We start from the raw sequence: 16072 nt of genomic DNA, 5'->3' as shown, positions 1-16072 counted from the left end.
CTTATTGCACTTGCGCAGTCGCCTGCGGGCGGTGCTCGTACAGCCACTGCATCAGCATGTGGCCCACCACCAGTTGCAGGTCTTCAGCGATTTGCATGTCGTCCACCGGGAAGTGGATGGCAACGTCGGCCAGCGACTTGCATTTTCCACCGCTATAGCCCAGCACCGCATAGGACGTAATGCCCATCTGCTTGGCCTGCTCCAGCACGGCCACAATGTTGGGCGAGTTGCCGCTACCAGACAGGACGATGAGAACATCCCCCTTCTCGCCCTGCACCGCCAACTGCTCGGAGTAGATCTTGTCGTAACCGACATCGTTGGCCAGGCAGGTGATCACGGCAGAGTTTGCCGACAGCGACAGGGCACGTATGCCGCCACCGGTCGTGCGCGCAATGCCGTAGACGAAGTCGTTGGCCAGGTGAATGGCGTTGCCGGCACTGCCGCCGTTGCCGCAGAAGAACACCTGGTGCCCCTCCTGCCAGGCACGTAGCATGGCACGCGCCAGGTGCTCCACGCCGCTCCAGTCAGCCGTCGCCAGCACCTGGCCCAATCGCTGGGCGTATCCGGTGAACAGGTCGCTGTTCGGCATGGGGAATTCCTGTGTTGCCATGGATTTCAGGCCGGCACCGGCGCCAGCACCGTTTTCTGCATCCAGTGCAGGTTGTGGAAATGCGGCTCGTCTTTGAGTTCGCCGCTGCGGAATTTCTGGATGATTTCCTGAATGGCGTCTTCCACCGTCTTTTTGGGCTTGTACCCGGTTGCCAGCAGGCGGTCCGAGTTCACACGGTAGGAGCGCGGGTCATTGGACTCTGTCACCACCACCTCCACCGGCACATGCTTGGTGACCAGGTTGGCGATGTCCAGGATGGAGATGTTCTCGAAGCCCGCGTTGTAGACGCCGGTGACTTCCGGGTGATCAAGCAGATGCAGGTAGACATCGGTAATGTCGTCGATATGGATGTTGGGCCGGGTTTGCGCACCGCCGAACACGGTGATCTTGCCTTTGGACAGCGCCTGCATGGTCAGCATGTTGACAGACACGTCCAGCCGCATGCGCGGCGAATACCCACAGACGGTGGCAGGGCGCACGATCTGAACGCACATGTCGTCGGCGTAGCTCAGCAATACCCGCTCGCCAACCATCTTGGTCTTGTTGTATTCGGAAATGGGTTTGAGCTCCAGATCTTCGGTGACCTGCGGCTCGTCCTTGATGCCATAGACACTGCCGGACGATGCATAGATGAAGCGCTTCACGCCATGGCGGCGCGCTTTGTCGGCCAACTGCATGGTGGCCAGGGCACTCACTTCCCAGGTCAATTTGGGGTTCAGGTCCCCGCAGGGGTCGTTGGCGATGGAAGACAGGTGGATGATGCCGTCCACACCGTCCAGCGAGATGGCGTCAATGTCGCGTACATCCCCCTGGATCACCGTCAGTTGGGGGTGCGGCGCCAGAAAATTACCAAACCAGACCGTGTCCAGAACGACGACGTCATAGCCGCGTTTCAACAGTTTGGGCACCAGAACGTGCCCTTTGTAACCACATCCACCGGTGACAAGAAGTTTCATATTGCTGTTTTCCATTCGGTTTTGGACAGTGCCACGGCACACGCCCCCTGCCCAGAGCGAACTCTAGCGGAAGCGTTTTTGCGGCAAGGCGCCCTTTTGAGGGGCAATGGGAGGGTAATTCCAGAATTAGAGGGACCCCCGCACGCACCGTCATTACACGTCACTCTACCGTAGATGCCACGGCGCCTGATTCATTGATGGGTGGCATTTCCGGCCTTATTTGCGCGCATCATGGCGTGGCGCCCACCTTATAGTCAGTAGTCAGCCGCGTGGGTTTTGCGCACCGATGCATCCAAGGACGTCTCCGTGAAAATTGCCATTGCCTCGATTCAACGCAATCGAAACCCCTACATCATCGAGTGGATCGCTTTCCACCTCGCGATGGGTTTCAACCAGTTTTATATCTACTGCCACAAGACCACCGATGGCATGACGGAGAAGCTGCTCCAGCTGGGCAAACGCTACCCCATCCATGTTTTCGCGCTGGAAGAAGATGATTTCCCCCAGATCCATGCCTACCAGCACGCATGGACGAATTTCGGCAAAGCCGTGGACTGGATGGCGTTCATTGACGGCGACGAGTTTCTGTTTCCCACGCAGACCTCATCCATCCAAGACGCATTGGCGCCCTACAACGACAAACCGCTGTCTGCCCTGGGCGTGTACTGGAAGTGCTACGGCAGCAACGGCCATGTGGCGGACCCCAGCGGCTTGGTGCTGGAAAACTACCCGCGGCACAGCCAGTCCGACTTTTCACCGAACCGGCACATTAAGTCCATCGTCAAAGGTGGAGCCGATGCCAACCCTAACCGCTCCCATATGTTTGAAACGGCGCTGGGCACTTTCGATGAACGCATGCGCCCCATCACCCACGGCTGCATGCTGGACTACGAGCCCACCTACGACCACTTCCGCATCAACCACTATGTCGTGCAAAGCCGGGATTTCTTCTTCAAAATCAAACAGGGCATGGGAGCCGCCGACCTTCCCCAAGGCGTGCGGCGGCAGGACGAATTCTTCGCCAACCACGACCACAATGAAGAAGATGACGGCGTGGCGCGCGCATTGTTACCCCGTTTGAAAGACAAGGTGTCCGAATTGACGCACTACTTGACGACCGAAAAATCGCCCCCTTCGCCCGCAGCGGGTGTGCGGGCCATTGTGCAGGACTACCACCTGGTCCAAACCATCCCACCCGGGGAATACCGCTTTGCCGGCAACTCTGTGGGCCTCAAAGAGATCGTCGGACACATCTTCCCAAACCCTGCACGCAATGTGTCGTTGCTCGACATCGGCTTTGGCCTCGGTGACTTGGGGCGTATCGTCAAAACCAATCCCGCACTGCAGCATTGGCAGGTGGATGGCATCGATGGCTTCTGGGACGCATGCTGCAATACGGAACTATTCAGCCAAGGCCACTACCGGAACATCTGGCATGGTTTGGCCCAGGATCTGCCCATGGAGTCCCTACAGGCTTATGACTTGATTTGCCTGTTCGATGTCATAGAGCACTTGGAGCCGGCCCCTGCCAAACAGTTGTTGACAGATTTATTGAATTCGCTGGGGCCAGAATCCAAATTGGTTCTCAGCACACCACTGTGGTTCTGGCCACAAGCCCACCAGAATTCCGATGATCTGGAAGAACACAAAATTGGCATCCCGGGACAATCGTTACTCCTGCTGTCTCCGCGGATGTACCACATTCATGCCCAATTTCTTGTCGGAACCTTCGTATTTGGCAAAGAGAGCCTGGAGCACATCGACAATTTTGTTCCCACGACAGATCGCAACTTCAATATGACTGCCGGGCTGCAACACCTTCACACCCTTGGAGTAAAAGCCGACGGTGTTCTCTACATCGCGCCTTGAGCAGCCGCTTCGTTTACGCATGGGACAACAGTGATGTTTGCCAACTTACCGCTTATCGAACCCGAGATAGATAACCATATTGCCGGGCTTCGTTATAACGAGGCACTTGCCAACATCATGGTTGGAGTGCATGGGCACCACAAACTGGAAACAGTTGCGCGTAATTTTCTCTACTACCCCAAGTTGGACCAGCAGATGCAGACGCTGTCCGAAGTGATTTTTCACGAGCAGTTCGAGCAACCCGCTCCAACGCCCACGGAAAACACATTGATTGTCGCGAGTGAGATTTACCAGGTGGGTGGGCACTCGCGTGTGATCGCGGATCTTGTGAAAGAGGTTCCCTCCCCTACTTTGGTACTGACGGACATGTACTGGAGGTTCCGCAACACCCCGGACTATCTGAACTGGGTACTGGACGCGTTTGCCGCGATGCCGGTCATCGTGTTGCCACAACGTACGCTTTGGGCCAAATGTCAGGCTTTAGGCCAACTGACGAGGCGTTTGAATCCCAAGAATATTTTCTACGTTAACCACCACGAAGACCCCATTCCCTTTGTCGGAACACTGGGCCATGTGCAGTCAAACAAGACCCTGATTCACCATTGCGACCACAACCCCAGTTTGGGCAGCACGCTTGAACAGGTAGCGCACGTGGACTTTGTGGAAGAAATGGCACACGTCTGCTCAACCCATTTACACAGGCCCGCCTGGGTGCTCCCGCTATTCGTTCCAGATGGAGGTCTGAAGTCATTCAGGCCCATTGAAAACAACAATTTCTCTGCAGTAACCTGCGGAACCCATGTGAAGTACATCCGCACGGGCCCAATGGCACTGCAATGCATCGTAGCGTCCGTATTGGAATCACTGGACGGGCAGTTCTTTCATATCGGCGAACTGGGTGCAGACTGGATTGCGGAGATTCGGGTGCATTTGCAAAATCGCGGCATTGCTCCAGAACGCTTTGTTGCCTTGGGCAACGTCACATCCCTCTGGGAAACGTTGCTGCACCTGGATGCCCACGTCTACATCGGGTCGGCCCCCATTGGAGGAGGACGTGCAGCCATAGAAGCACAAGGATGTGGGTATCCCGTGCTCTTTTATCGCGTTAACGACCAAGGGCCGGCTATCGGATCCAATTCGCTTTATGCCAGCAAGTCGCTGGAATGGTCGGACACATCAGCCTTACCCCGGCTGCTTAAGGAAGTTGTCCCTCAGCATGCAAGTTTCAGCGCTCTGGCGCGCACCTTCTACGTCGAAAAATTCTCTCAACAGGAGTTCGCCCGCGTTGTGAGAGAGGTATGCGCCAGCCGGGACAACGCCGAAGGCCACACCAGCCAAACAGGAGATACAACATGTTCACCATAATTATTCCTACACACAATAGGCCGGCCTTGCTGCAGCGCACGCTGCGGTCCCTGATCGCGCAGACCTATCGAAACTTCACGGTCATCATTGTGGACGACTCCGCAGCGTATGTCCCCCCTTACGAAGAGCTTCTGTTGCTCAAAGGGCAGTATGTGTACATCATCCGCAGCGGCAACGAAGGGCCGGCGGAAAGCAGAAATATGGGAGTCTCGATTGCACGCTCCAAATACGTCTTATTTCTGGATGACGACGATACTTATGCGCCAAACCACCTTGAAGTACTGGCCCGCTGCATTGGTGACCATTCGCCAGCACTCCTGTTTCATGACTTTCAGGTATGCAATGAAACACGAACGACCTCGCCTCCGACACAGCTGTCGCTAGAACCCATTTCAATCTCGGGCGTGACACGTGACAGCGTCTACATCCGCAACAGAATTCCCAATAGCTGCCTGGTCTACCGCAGGGATGTTATTGCGCATCTTCAGCACGAGTCCGACATGGCAATTTACGAAGATTGGGATTTTTTACTCAAATGCCTGCAAGACCATGATTTGACGTATGCCCCCCTGGACTCCGTCATCATTCACAAATCGGTAGCAGACACGCCCGAAAACATGCGCAGGGGAAACTCCCATAACGAAAAAATCATGGAGACCATGATGCATCTGTACCGCAAACACAAAGCGCCCAATATGGATACACGCCTTGCCCGGCAGGCCTTGATCGCAAGCGCCGGGACTACTTTGGCACTGGAATTTTTCTAATCAAGAACGGGCCTACCATGCTGCCACGCGTCAACTTAGTCCGCACCGATTCCGCTGATTTCTTGCTGTTCTCCACCGATGATGCGGTGTCCAAGACCATCTATTCCACAGGAACCTGGGCATCTCCGCTACTGGCGATCAGCAAGATGTTTTATCAAGACGAGGCTGCGCCGTTCATCATGGATATTGGCGCCAATCTGGGGGCTTACACCATCCCCATCGCCAAAGATGTTGCCAGCATGGACGGCATGGTGTATGCCTATGAACCGCAACGCATCGTGTTCTACCAGTTATGCGGAAATGCCTTTCTAAATCGATTAGACAATGTTTTTCCATTCAACATGGCAATTGGCGACACGGAGGGCAGCGTGCTGATTCCCTCTATCAACTACAAGGATTCCAAGAATATCGGAGGATTCACACTTGATCAGGACGCGCATTCGCACCTGGGGCCGGTTGCCATTGATGGCAAAGACCAGGGGCATGCTGTGCGATTAGCCTGCCTTGACAACCTCGATGTTCCGAAAAGTCCGTCTTTGATAAAGATTGACGTGGAAGGCCTGGAACTGCAGGTGCTCAAGGGCGCAGTGAAATTCCTGGAAAAACACCAATATCCGCCCATGCTCTTGGAGGCATGGAATCTCGACTGGTTTCAGGAAAGGCGCAAGGAACTCCTGGACTTCCTGGCCCATTTGGGCTACGAGTGCTTCGCTATCCAGGATGAGTTGATTGCCCAACACCCCCTATGTCAGCGGCAAATTCAATTCAAGATTGAGGCATCTACGATACAAATGGCCCGTGTACGCTAGCGCATTGCATGTGCATGCACGATGTATTGCAGTGCGAGCGCATCTTGACATGCTATGGCCGGATCATCACCCGCCGCTTGGGCCATCGCGTGAATCAAGGGCATAAATTTTTCCCGTGCTGGATCTTCAAAAATACGCGGCATCAGGGCATTGATTCTGTATCCGGCCCCTTCAAACATTTGGGTAATGGTTTTGCGTGTAAACCAGCGCAAGTGCGTCTTATCCAACAGCCCATAAGGCTCATATACAAAGTTCCCAACAGAAATGCGCGCTTGCACACTCCAATGCTGAACATTGGGAATACATGCCAGTAAAACGGCATGCTCGGGCATGACCTTACGAATTCTTTCCAGAACCGCCCACGGATCTATCAGGTGCTCCAGAACATCACCAAAAATCCAGCAATCACAATCCCGCTCGGCCTCGAGAAATTCGTCTGCGACCTGCTCAATATTCAAGTCCCATACAAAGTCGCAATGGGCTCTGGCCTCACTCAAAGCCGCAGCATTTATCTCAATGCCCAGGTAGCGACATAGTGGATTGGTGCTGCGATACGCCCGGGCCAACGCTCCCGTGTTGCACCCTACTTCAATGATTTTTTTGGCATTTGCGGGAATGCAACTCAGCAAATCTCTGTTGTATCGAAGATCGGAGGGGGCCTCGTAATGGTAGCCTCCCGTGCGCTGAACAGTGCCTTGCCAGTCATGTTTGATGTAGATCCTGTTTGCCCCAGAGGTATTGTCATTCTTGACCCACTCGACATGCCGGATCAACAAGGAAGCACCAGCTTCCTGCAATGTCAGCATGGTTTGCAACATGGGGGCACCATGTTTGATGGGCAACGGCCACTGTCGCATGACCTCCATATTGCACAACATGCAGGAGGGGTGTAGGTAAGCCACTTGCGCCTCGTCCGGGCGATTCAATCCCGATCGGTTGACGCTGAGGACGTTGCCCACACCGTACATACCGGGCGCAAGGTAACTGTCAAGTGACTCAATGAAACCCGCAGCTAGGACCTCCACATCAGAGTCCAAAAAGAGAACCTTGCCATTGATCGGCAAGTTTCTAATCGCCCAAGCCATCCCCGGCCCATGGTGAATGTTGTACCCGAAAGATATAAGCTCCACCCCCTCAACAGCCGATGCCACCTGCCGAATGGGCGTCGAGAAAGCGTCAGAAGATCCGTCAATGACGTATATCTTGTTTTGGTAGAACTGCCTGAAAGACCGTAGCAAAATCTCCAGGATGTCGGGCGCGTTGTAAGAAACCACGACAACCGGGATATTCTCAGGCGCCATGCTCTGTGGCTCAGTGGGTCGATAGTTCTCCACTTCGCTACCCCTTCTCGTGCACAGCCATAGCGCCCGGCGTTAGCGGAAAAGAAGGAGTCCCTTTCATGCGCGCGTGCGGAGGATTGATTTTCCGCTTTTCAATCACCAGAATACTGTCGTAATAGTGCATCCCGAACGTAGTCTCGGCAAATGCATCTACAGCCAATCCCTCCCCTCGTGAATGCCATGCATTCAATTGGTCAATCAGCTTTTTGGAGTACTCCATGAAGCTATCGGGTTTTCGATAACCACCACCAAACTCGGGCCAGTAACTTGTGTGCATGTCTTCACACAAGTAAATGCCTCCCTCCTTCAAGTGACCATAGAGCTCTTCAAAAGTCAGTGTCTGCTGCAGCATCGAGTGGCCGCCGTCGTCAATGATGATGTCCATCAACGGCAGACTATTCTTGATGGTCCGCAAAGAATCAACATCTTCCTGATTACCCACTAGAACCGTAATGTTCGGGTCGCTCAGATCTCCGCAACGTGGATTGATATCTACACCGTAGATATGTGCCCGTTCGCCAAAGTAGTGCCGCCACATTTGCAGCGATCCACCATGCAGCACGCCGAACTCCAGAACCGAGACTTCTTGTCCTTGGAACTTTGAGAAATGTCGCTCATATATCTCAAAGTAATGCATCCACTTATGGATGATTCGGTGCTCGTGATTCTCAAAGAAATCCAGCAGGCGCCCTTGTGTGTTTTCATTCATAAGATGTTGTCTTTTTCTTTGGGCCGTTGCTCAGAGACTTTGGCGAATTTTCCGAAAGGCATCCATATACTGTGGAAATCCAAGCTCCTTGAATGCGATTTTGAGCGCATCACTGATATAGGCTTTTTCGGGGCTTTGCCTCAGCTTGCTCATAGACCATGAAAACTGGAACGTGTTGGCGACAGCGACTTTGTATTCTGGTCTCAGAAAAAGCAGTAATGAAGCTATACGCTCCATCAAGAACACCTTGCGGTGGGAGTTTTCCGAGTAAGAGGTGTTGGTGGTTAGTTCTGCATGCAGAGGATGCGCGGGGTTCTCCGCGACCGCGAAAAGCATTTCCGTTAACTGAAACCACTCCCTCCAAAACGCAGGTTTGGCTATGAAATAGTTGGAGAACACGATCTGGCGCGAATCCATAACAATGCCCTCCAGGGGCAATTGCATACCTACCGTGGCGAGGAAGTTCTTTGCCGTTTGTATGAATCCGGTATCGAACATTTCTGCCTGTTCAAAGACATTCAGAAAATGCGCCCCCATATCAGGCTGGGGCGAGAACAGTACGACATCCACCTCTTTTGTCGTGGTGACTTTGTCTACAAAGGCCTGAATATCAGCGATTCCCAGTCCTGTCTTTTCAGAGAACTTGGGGGAAAAGAATCCATACCATGCATCTTCATCCATAACATGGCTCGAGAGGTAGCTCCTGATGGGCCAATACTCATACCAGTCAGGGCGCCTATTGGACAAGTTGTCCAGGAGCAAAAAACCGCTCTTTTGAACGGACTCCAGAGAAGCCGTGTCGTATGCGATTTGATATATCTGTAACTTGTTGGCTTCCATTCTGCTTAAGGCTCCCGCCCCGCCTCATTCAACCCCTTGGTCAATGGCCAGGACAAATACGACATCACCGACCGCTCACCCACCACGATTTCGGCACTTAACGTCATGCCCGGCAATAGCCGTGCCCCTTCACGCATATTCTTGAGCTTGGTGTCCCCCAGGGTGATACGCGCACTGTAGTACACATCCGCCGCCCCCTTCGCAGAGGCGTCGCGACGAAATGCATCTTCACTGATGGTGCGTATCTTGGCATCAATCGAACCGTGCTTTTGAAAAGGGAAGGCATCGATTTTCAAATGAACCGGGTGTCCTGGCTTGATATATCCGATATCCACGGAGTCAATACGAACCTCTGCCTCCAAAATGCTGTTGAGGGGAACCAAAGTGAAGAATGTTTCTGCCTCTCGCACAATGGACCCCGGGGACAATTTGATGATGTCCAGCACCACAGCATCTTCCGGCGCTTCCATGGTGACCAGATTGTGCCGTTTATCCGCTTTTTGAAGTTGCTCGTTCAGCGCGTCGCGTTCACGGGAAACGGTTAGCAACTCCTCCATCGCTTTTTGGCGCCAACCTCTTTCGAAGGCGGTTTTTTCGGCTTCGAAAGCGGCCAGCTCGCGCAGTATTTCCTGCTCTCGATTCGACACTTGCGCCAAATCACGCTCAACTTCCTTGCTCTTGATCTGTGCCTCCATCAACTGCAGTGGAGCCCCAATCTTTTGAGCGACCAACTTCTCCTGCATTGATTCAATTTCTCTGAGCGCCTTCAAGCGAGAGGCCGCAAGCCCTTGGTCACGTCGATTGGTCGCCAGCGCTGCGCGTAACTTCGCCGCGGTCTCATCCATTTTTAGCCGCTGGGCTTTGTAGTTCGCCCGTCGCTCTGAGAGCAGGTCAGCCTGGAGCTGCCCATCCGCACTGGCATCCTCACGATTGAGAGAGACCTGCCCAGACAACTCCTGTTGCAGACCTTTCGCCTGCCGCTCCAGACTATCCAGCCGTACACGCAGCTGGTTGTCGTCTGCACGCACAAACGTAGAGTCCAGCTTCGCCAGAACATCTCCCTTTTTGACAACCTGCCCCACTCGCACATCGATACTCTGGATGATGGAAGTCTCAAGGGGTTGCACAACGATATTGGGTAGCGGGTTCACCAGGCTCCCTTGCGCAACAACTACCTGGTCAAGTTTTGCGAAACTGGCCCATAAGCCAAACGCCACCACACCTGAAATCAGGATGTGCATGGTCACCTGGGCAAACGGCGGCAAAGGGCTTCGCTCGATTTCATCTGCATCCGGCAAATAGTCGATCGCCGTTTTGCCGCCCTTACCCCAACGAAAGATGGACCACGACGTTTTCATATGTGGCTTGTCTGTTGGTTCCAGAGCTGCTGGTATGTTTCACTGCGCGTCAGCAACTCTGCGTGGCGACCGCTGTCCACCAGACGGCCCTGCTGCATGACCAGTATGGCGTCGGCATTCACCAGCGTGGACAACCGATGGGAAATCATGATGACGGTACGCCCAACAGCGATCCGCGAAAGATTTCGGATGAAGATGGCTTCACTTTCTGGATCCAGCGCACTGGCGGCTTCGTCCAGAATCAGAATACGGGGTTTGGTCACCAGCGTGCGTGCAATGGACAACCTCTGTTTCTGTCCACCGGACAAATTGGTGGCGCCTTCTTCCAGTAGAGTGCTATAGCCCTGTGGCAGCCGCTCAATAAACTCTGACGCTCCCGCGGCATCTGCCGCAGCAACAATCTCTTCAAAAGTGGCCTCAGGCCTCGCTGCTGCAATGTTGTCACGCACTGTGCCGCGAAACAAGAAGTTTTCTTGCAAGACGACGCCGATTTGGCGGCGCAAATGCGGCAGCTCTATCTCGCGCGCATCGATTCTGTCGAATCTAACAATGCCTTCTTGTACGTTGTAAAGCCCTTGGATCAACTTTGTCAAGGTAGTTTTTCCGGAACCGCTACGGCCCACTACACCCACTACGGTACCTGCCTGGATAGTCAGACTGGCATGATCCAAAGCAGTGGCACTGGAGCCCGGATACCTGAAAGTGACATCCTCGAAGGAGATTTCCCCGACCAGCTCTGGACGAAGGCCGCCAGCGCCGGCACGTCCTTCAGGCGCGCGATTCATGATTTCGCCCAACATGCGTACCGACAATACTGTTTCCTGGTAATCATTCACTAACCCGACAATCGCCATCAGCGGAGAAATGACCCGTCCGGAAATCATCTGAAACCCTATCAATGCACCCACCGAAAGGGTCTGATCAAACACCTCTTGGGCACCCATCACGATGATGACAATAGGTAACAGTTTGCCCAAGAAATCGGTGATCGTATTTCCCGTAATGCCCAGCTTACCAACCCGGAAGTGCATATTGATGGATTGCGCAGAGCGCTGATCCCATTGCCGACGCTGGGCAGGTTCGATAGCCAGCGCCTTGACCGTGCGCATGCCATGAATGGTTTCCACCATCATCGACTGGCGCTGCCCTTCCGCCGTATACAGATCATTGAGGCGTCGCTGGTAGATCGGCACCATGGCCATAACAATGGCCGCAATCATCAGTGTAAATGCCAGCGTGACCATCGCCAGCTTCACGGAATAGGCGAACAAAATCGGCAAAAAGATAAACAAAGAGGTTGCATCAAGAACCGTGAAAAACATGCGCCCGGTCAGAAATGCCCGGATTTTCTCCACCTGTTGCATGTGACGTGTAATCACACCCGCAGTTGTCGTTTCAAAATAATCAATGGGTAGCGACAGCAGATGCGAGAAAACACGGCGCGTCAGGCGCATATCAATCTTGTTGGAGGCTGCAAGTGTCAGTATTTGCCGCAAAAATCCGAACAATGATTCAAACACCAATGCAATCGTGACGCCTATGCCCAACGTCCACAACGTGGATTCGCTCTGGTGCACCAGAACCTTATCGATCACCAGTTGGAAGAACATGGGCGAGGCCAAGCCCAGAAAGTGCAGCGCAATCGCTGCTATCGCGATGTCCCGGAATGCGGCTTTCTGTTTGAGGATCTCAGGAATGAACCATCGAAAGCCAAATGGTTGTTTTTCTTCATTGGCGCTAAAGACGCGCTTCATCAGAAAAACATCGCCCTTCCATTGAGCGCAGAATTTCTCACGATCAACAAACAGCACTTCTGTAGGGTTGTCGGCCAGAGGATTCAGAATCGCGACTTGTCCGCCAGCTTTGTCTGAAGTGGCCATGACGATGACGCAATTCCCATCCGCCATGCGCGCGATGAGAGGAAACACCCCACCTTGCGCTTGCAGGCTATCCCAGGTGAACTTGTCTGCCCGGGCCTTCAAGCCGATATCAGCCGCAATCCGCAGTACCGTCGCCGTCGGCGGCTCTTCCGCCTGCAGCGCATAGTCCTCAATCAGCCGCTCAGGGTTGATCGCCAGGCGATGATGCTGTGCAAGCGCCGCCAGGCACTGAATGGTTGTATGAGGAAAGCGATCTGCCATGGTTGATGTTCCCGATCAGGGAACAAATATTTCAACACGGCAGGCCCGCCGTCAATCAGCGCATTTGGCGGCAATTCACACCTTAATTAGAATCAACCCTCTGCAGCGAGAAAGCCGTTGGCATTGGTGTTTTGCAAGCGCCCCCCAGTCAAGGACTGGACTGCCGTTGCGGATGGAGTTGTCAAGTTGCCAATTGGGTTGCCATTGACATCAAATTGCTTCATCACATCGACCATACTGAGAACTGTTCGAGTGACTAAGGCGCCACTGGCAGAAGGGGCATCCATTCGTGGCATTCCCGACGTGACATATGTCGGAGCGTCAGCAAACGATCCAATGGCTTGCACCATGCCACTTACCTTGGAGCGCAAGCCATCACCGCTCAATACTGCTGGCGGAACGATCGGGGCCACTTGGACTTGCGGCAGGACCGCTGGTACGCTTGGCGGTGCCACATAGGTGGTATCTGCCAATCCTGCTGCGGACACGCCAGTACTCAAAGCAGCAATTGCAGTGTCCACCGACACCGGACTGACGGGCACTTTGTCCACACGAAACCAGACATCTGCAGCATCGTGGCTCACACCGTCCGTTGTTTCATAACTGGATGTCAACCCCAGGATATTGCCGTTGTCGATTGCAGTGCCGACCTTTGCGTTGACACTGATCTTGGCAATACCCAGAGACTCCAGCGTTCTGATTTCACCTGCACTACTCAAACCATCCGAATTGCTGTCTACCCACAAGCGTAAATCTGCGTATGCCGCGTCTTCATTGGTGATGTATCCATCATTATTGGTGTCCAGTTCGCGCAAGGCTGCGTAACCGTCTTTGGCCTTCTCGCCATTGGCCAGGCGAGTCGATGAGCCAAACAGCTCGGAGCCGTCGTTAATTACCCCGTCATGGTTACGGTCCATTACCAACAGGCCATCACCCCCGCTGACCCAGCCCGTATTAATGGCTGTGCCATCTGCAAACAAGTCAAACTTCACACCGGCACTAATGCCCAAGGTTCTCACCCCATCTCCATTCAAGTCAAAAATGATGGGCGTGCCCGATGTATCAAGCTGCTGATACGCCGAAGTGGTAAACGCCGATATCTGGTCGCTCGTAAAAGACTCCACTTGTGTGGTGGAGAAAATCACAGTTTGCCCCGACGTCAGCGCAGCAATCTGGGCATTCGTCAATGCGGCCAAATCTTCAGTTTCAAAAGCGACTAGTTCGTCCGATGTGAGTGCGGCCACCCCCGCGGTCGAAATCGCAGCCGCCTGTGCGGTCGACAGAGATACGATTTGATCCGTCGTCAACCCCACGATCTGCGCAACAGTGAGTGCAGCTATCTGTGCGGTAGTCAGACTGGGGATATTCAAAGGAACGAGTGGCAACACTGCCTGCTGAGCGCTGGTCAACGCGGCAAGTTGCGCAGTGGTCAACGCCTGCACCTGGTCCGTAGTGAGTACTGCGATATCCCGCGTCTCAATGGCCACAATCTGGCGAGTCGTCAATGCAGCAATATCCTGCGTCTCAATGGCCACAATCTGATCAGTGGTCAGGGCTACCACCGCAGCGGTAGATAGTGCCCGTATCTGTGCCGTCGTGAGTGCCACGACCTGATCCGTAGTCAAAACTGACACCTGCGTCGTCTTCAGCGCAGCGATATCGACTGTTTCAATAGCCACAATTTGATCCGTGCTAAGCACGACCACATCGTCCGTACTCAGAACGGCAAACTGCGCCGTAGTCAGGGCCACGACCTGATCCGTGGTCAGGGCTACCGTCTGATCAGTCGTCAGTACAGCGACATCCGCAGTCGTCAACGCTTGTACTTGCCTTGTTCCAAGAGCCTGTATCTGATCAGTGGTCAGTACAACCACCGCCGCCGTGGTCAATTTGACAATCTGGCTCGTGGTCAGTGCTTGAATATCTCGGGTCTCAATCGCGACCAGTTGATCACTTGTCAAGGCGTTCACCATGGCAGTGGACAACGCCCTGATCTGGTCTGTGGTCAACGCCACCACTTGATCCGTAGTAAGGGCTGAAACCTGCGCCGTTTTCAGCGCCGCAACGTCGGCCGTTTCAATGGCGGCAATTTGATCTGTGCTGAGCACGGACATGTCATCCGTGCTCAGCACAGCAAACTGCGCGGTCGTCAATGCCACGATTTGATCCGTTGTCAGGGCTACCGCCTGATCCGTTGTCAATGCGGCGACATCCCCCGTATTCAGCGCCTGTATTTGTCCCGTTTTCAGGGACTGAATCTGGTCGGTGGTCAGGACCGCCACGGCGGCCGTTGTCAATTTGGCGATCTGGGCCGTGGTCAACGCCTGAATATCTCTTGTTTCAATCGCAACCACTTGATCACTTGTCAAGGTGATTACCGTGGCAGTTGATAGCGAGCGGATCTGGTCTGTGGTCAGTGCCACCACTTGATCCGTCGTAAGGGCTCTAATTTGCGTTGTTTTCAGGGCCGCGATATCTGCTGTTTCAATAGCGGCAATTTGATCTGTGCTGAGTACGGCCACATCATCTGTACTCAGCACAGAAAACTGTACCGTCGTCAAAGCCACGATTTGATCTGTAGTCAGAGCCATCGCCTGATCAGTCGTTAACGCAGCAACATCCGCCGTGTTCAGTGCCTTGATTTGCCCTGTTTTAAGCGCCTGAATCTGATCGGTTGTTAGTGCCGCCATAGTGGCGGTGGCTAGTTTGGCAATTTGACCCGTGGTCAGCGCCTGAATGTCCCGGGTCTCAATCACCATGACTTGGTCACTGGTCAAGGCATTAATGGTCGCGGTCGGAAGGCCGGAAAACTGGAAGGTGGTCAATGCCACCACTTGATCGGTCCTGAGCGCAGCCACATCAGTGGAATTCAGGGCCGCCAACTGCCCCGGCAGAAAAGCCGCGATCCCGTCTGTCGTAAATGCGCGAACCTGATCCGTGTTCAGCGAGGCAATGACCGCTGTGGTCAACGCCTGCACTTGGTCGGTCGTCAATGCCGCAATGGCGTCCGTGGTCAGTCCCGAGGGAGGTGAAGTAGGGGTTGGGACAGAAACAACCAACCCATTGTTCACGAGCGCGTCTACCAGCGAATCAACTCCAAAGAAGTGATTCGAGAAGATGCCCCCGAAAAGCCGATCTAAATGGATTCCAAATAATTTATCGCCAAACAGGGTTCCGAACAGAAAAGAGAGAAACCACATGCGTTAAGTATCCGGGCTTGCTGGAAGTGCTCATAGAGAAAAGAACGGCATTTAGGCCTGATTATTCTTTTCCTAAGGCAGAACAGCACTTCCAGCAATAAGGGATCG

The 16072-nt window shown here is 53.8% G+C and carries 12 protein-coding genes; 4 read left to right on the top strand and 8 right to left on the bottom strand.

Annotated features, from left to right (window positions below; translation table 11 throughout):
* Position 1: 1 nt before the first annotated feature.
* Both RS694_RS02920 and RS694_RS02915 read right to left on the bottom strand, forming a co-directional pair.
* On the bottom strand, positions 2-589 hold the full coding sequence (locus RS694_RS02920) for an SIS domain-containing protein (protein WP_152528829.1): 588 nt from the start codon (positions 587-589) through the stop codon (positions 2-4).
* A gap of 26 nt (positions 590-615) precedes the next feature.
* The gene (locus RS694_RS02915) at positions 616-1566 is read right to left on the bottom strand and encodes an NAD-dependent epimerase/dehydratase family protein (RefSeq protein WP_029708083.1); all 951 of its coding nucleotides are present in this window, start codon (positions 1564-1566) and stop codon (positions 616-618) included.
* 306 nt (positions 1567-1872) lie between these two features.
* On the opposite strand from RS694_RS02915, the gene RS694_RS20210 reads away from it, so the two are divergent.
* Genes RS694_RS20210 through RS694_RS02890 form a run of 4 tightly spaced genes read left to right on the top strand, consistent with a single transcriptional unit; the run spans position 1873 to position 6376 of the window.
* A complete protein-coding gene (locus RS694_RS20210; RefSeq protein ID WP_156876167.1) occupies positions 1873-3435 on the top strand; it encodes a glycosyltransferase family 92 protein in 1563 nt (520 codons plus the stop codon).
* A gap of 33 nt (positions 3436-3468) precedes the next feature.
* Positions 3469-4800, top strand: a complete 1332-nt coding sequence (locus RS694_RS02900) for a hypothetical protein (protein ID WP_029708085.1) — start codon at positions 3469-3471, stop codon at positions 4798-4800.
* Positions 4788-5567, top strand: coding sequence for a glycosyltransferase family 2 protein (locus tag RS694_RS02895; RefSeq protein ID WP_029708086.1), 780 nt, complete (start codon positions 4788-4790; stop codon positions 5565-5567). Before RS694_RS02900 ends, RS694_RS02895 begins: the two co-directional genes overlap by 13 nt.
* A 17-nt stretch (positions 5568-5584) precedes the next feature.
* Entirely contained in the window at positions 5585-6376 is a 792-nt protein-coding gene (locus RS694_RS02890) for an FkbM family methyltransferase (protein ID WP_029708088.1), read from the top strand.
* Here the strand turns inward: RS694_RS02890 and RS694_RS02885 are convergent.
* The 6 genes from RS694_RS02885 to RS694_RS02860 all read right to left on the bottom strand — a co-directional run bounded on the left by RS694_RS02885 (position 6373) and on the right by RS694_RS02860 (position 15964).
* Positions 6373-7677, bottom strand: coding sequence for a bifunctional glycosyltransferase/class I SAM-dependent methyltransferase (locus RS694_RS02885; RefSeq protein WP_051391922.1), 1305 nt, complete (start codon positions 7675-7677; stop codon positions 6373-6375). The two genes, RS694_RS02890 and RS694_RS02885, sit on opposite strands and share 4 nt — an antisense overlap.
* 37 nt (positions 7678-7714) lie before the next feature.
* The gene (locus RS694_RS02880) at positions 7715-8425 is read right to left on the bottom strand and encodes a class I SAM-dependent methyltransferase (protein ID WP_051391923.1); all 711 of its coding nucleotides are present in this window, start codon (positions 8423-8425) and stop codon (positions 7715-7717) included.
* Positions 8426-8455: 30 nt separating this feature from the next.
* Positions 8456-9106 carry a hypothetical protein gene (locus tag RS694_RS02875; protein WP_152528830.1) on the bottom strand — a complete coding sequence of 217 codons (651 nt, stop codon included), beginning with the start codon at positions 9104-9106 and terminating at the stop codon, positions 8456-8458.
* A 164-nt stretch (positions 9107-9270) separates the two neighbouring features.
* Positions 9271-10623: an HlyD family type I secretion periplasmic adaptor subunit gene (locus tag RS694_RS02870; RefSeq protein ID WP_076069309.1), complete on the bottom strand. Its 1353-nt coding sequence runs from the start codon at positions 10621-10623 to the stop codon at positions 9271-9273.
* Positions 10620-12764, bottom strand: a complete 2145-nt coding sequence (locus RS694_RS02865; protein ID WP_029708097.1) for a peptidase domain-containing ABC transporter — start codon at positions 12762-12764, stop codon at positions 10620-10622. Before RS694_RS02865 ends, RS694_RS02870 begins: the two co-directional genes overlap by 4 nt.
* A 92-nt stretch (positions 12765-12856) precedes the next feature.
* Entirely contained in the window at positions 12857-15964 is a 3108-nt protein-coding gene (locus RS694_RS02860) for a hypothetical protein (protein WP_051391924.1), read from the bottom strand.
* Positions 15965-16072 lie beyond the last annotated feature (108 nt).

It is taken from the genome of Rhodoferax saidenbachensis, assembly GCF_001955715.1.
Classification (GTDB): domain Bacteria; phylum Pseudomonadota; class Gammaproteobacteria; order Burkholderiales; family Burkholderiaceae_C; genus Allorhodoferax; species Allorhodoferax saidenbachensis.
The sequence above is the reverse complement of the archived record's forward strand: the minus strand, read 5'-3'. Positions and strand labels throughout refer to the sequence as shown.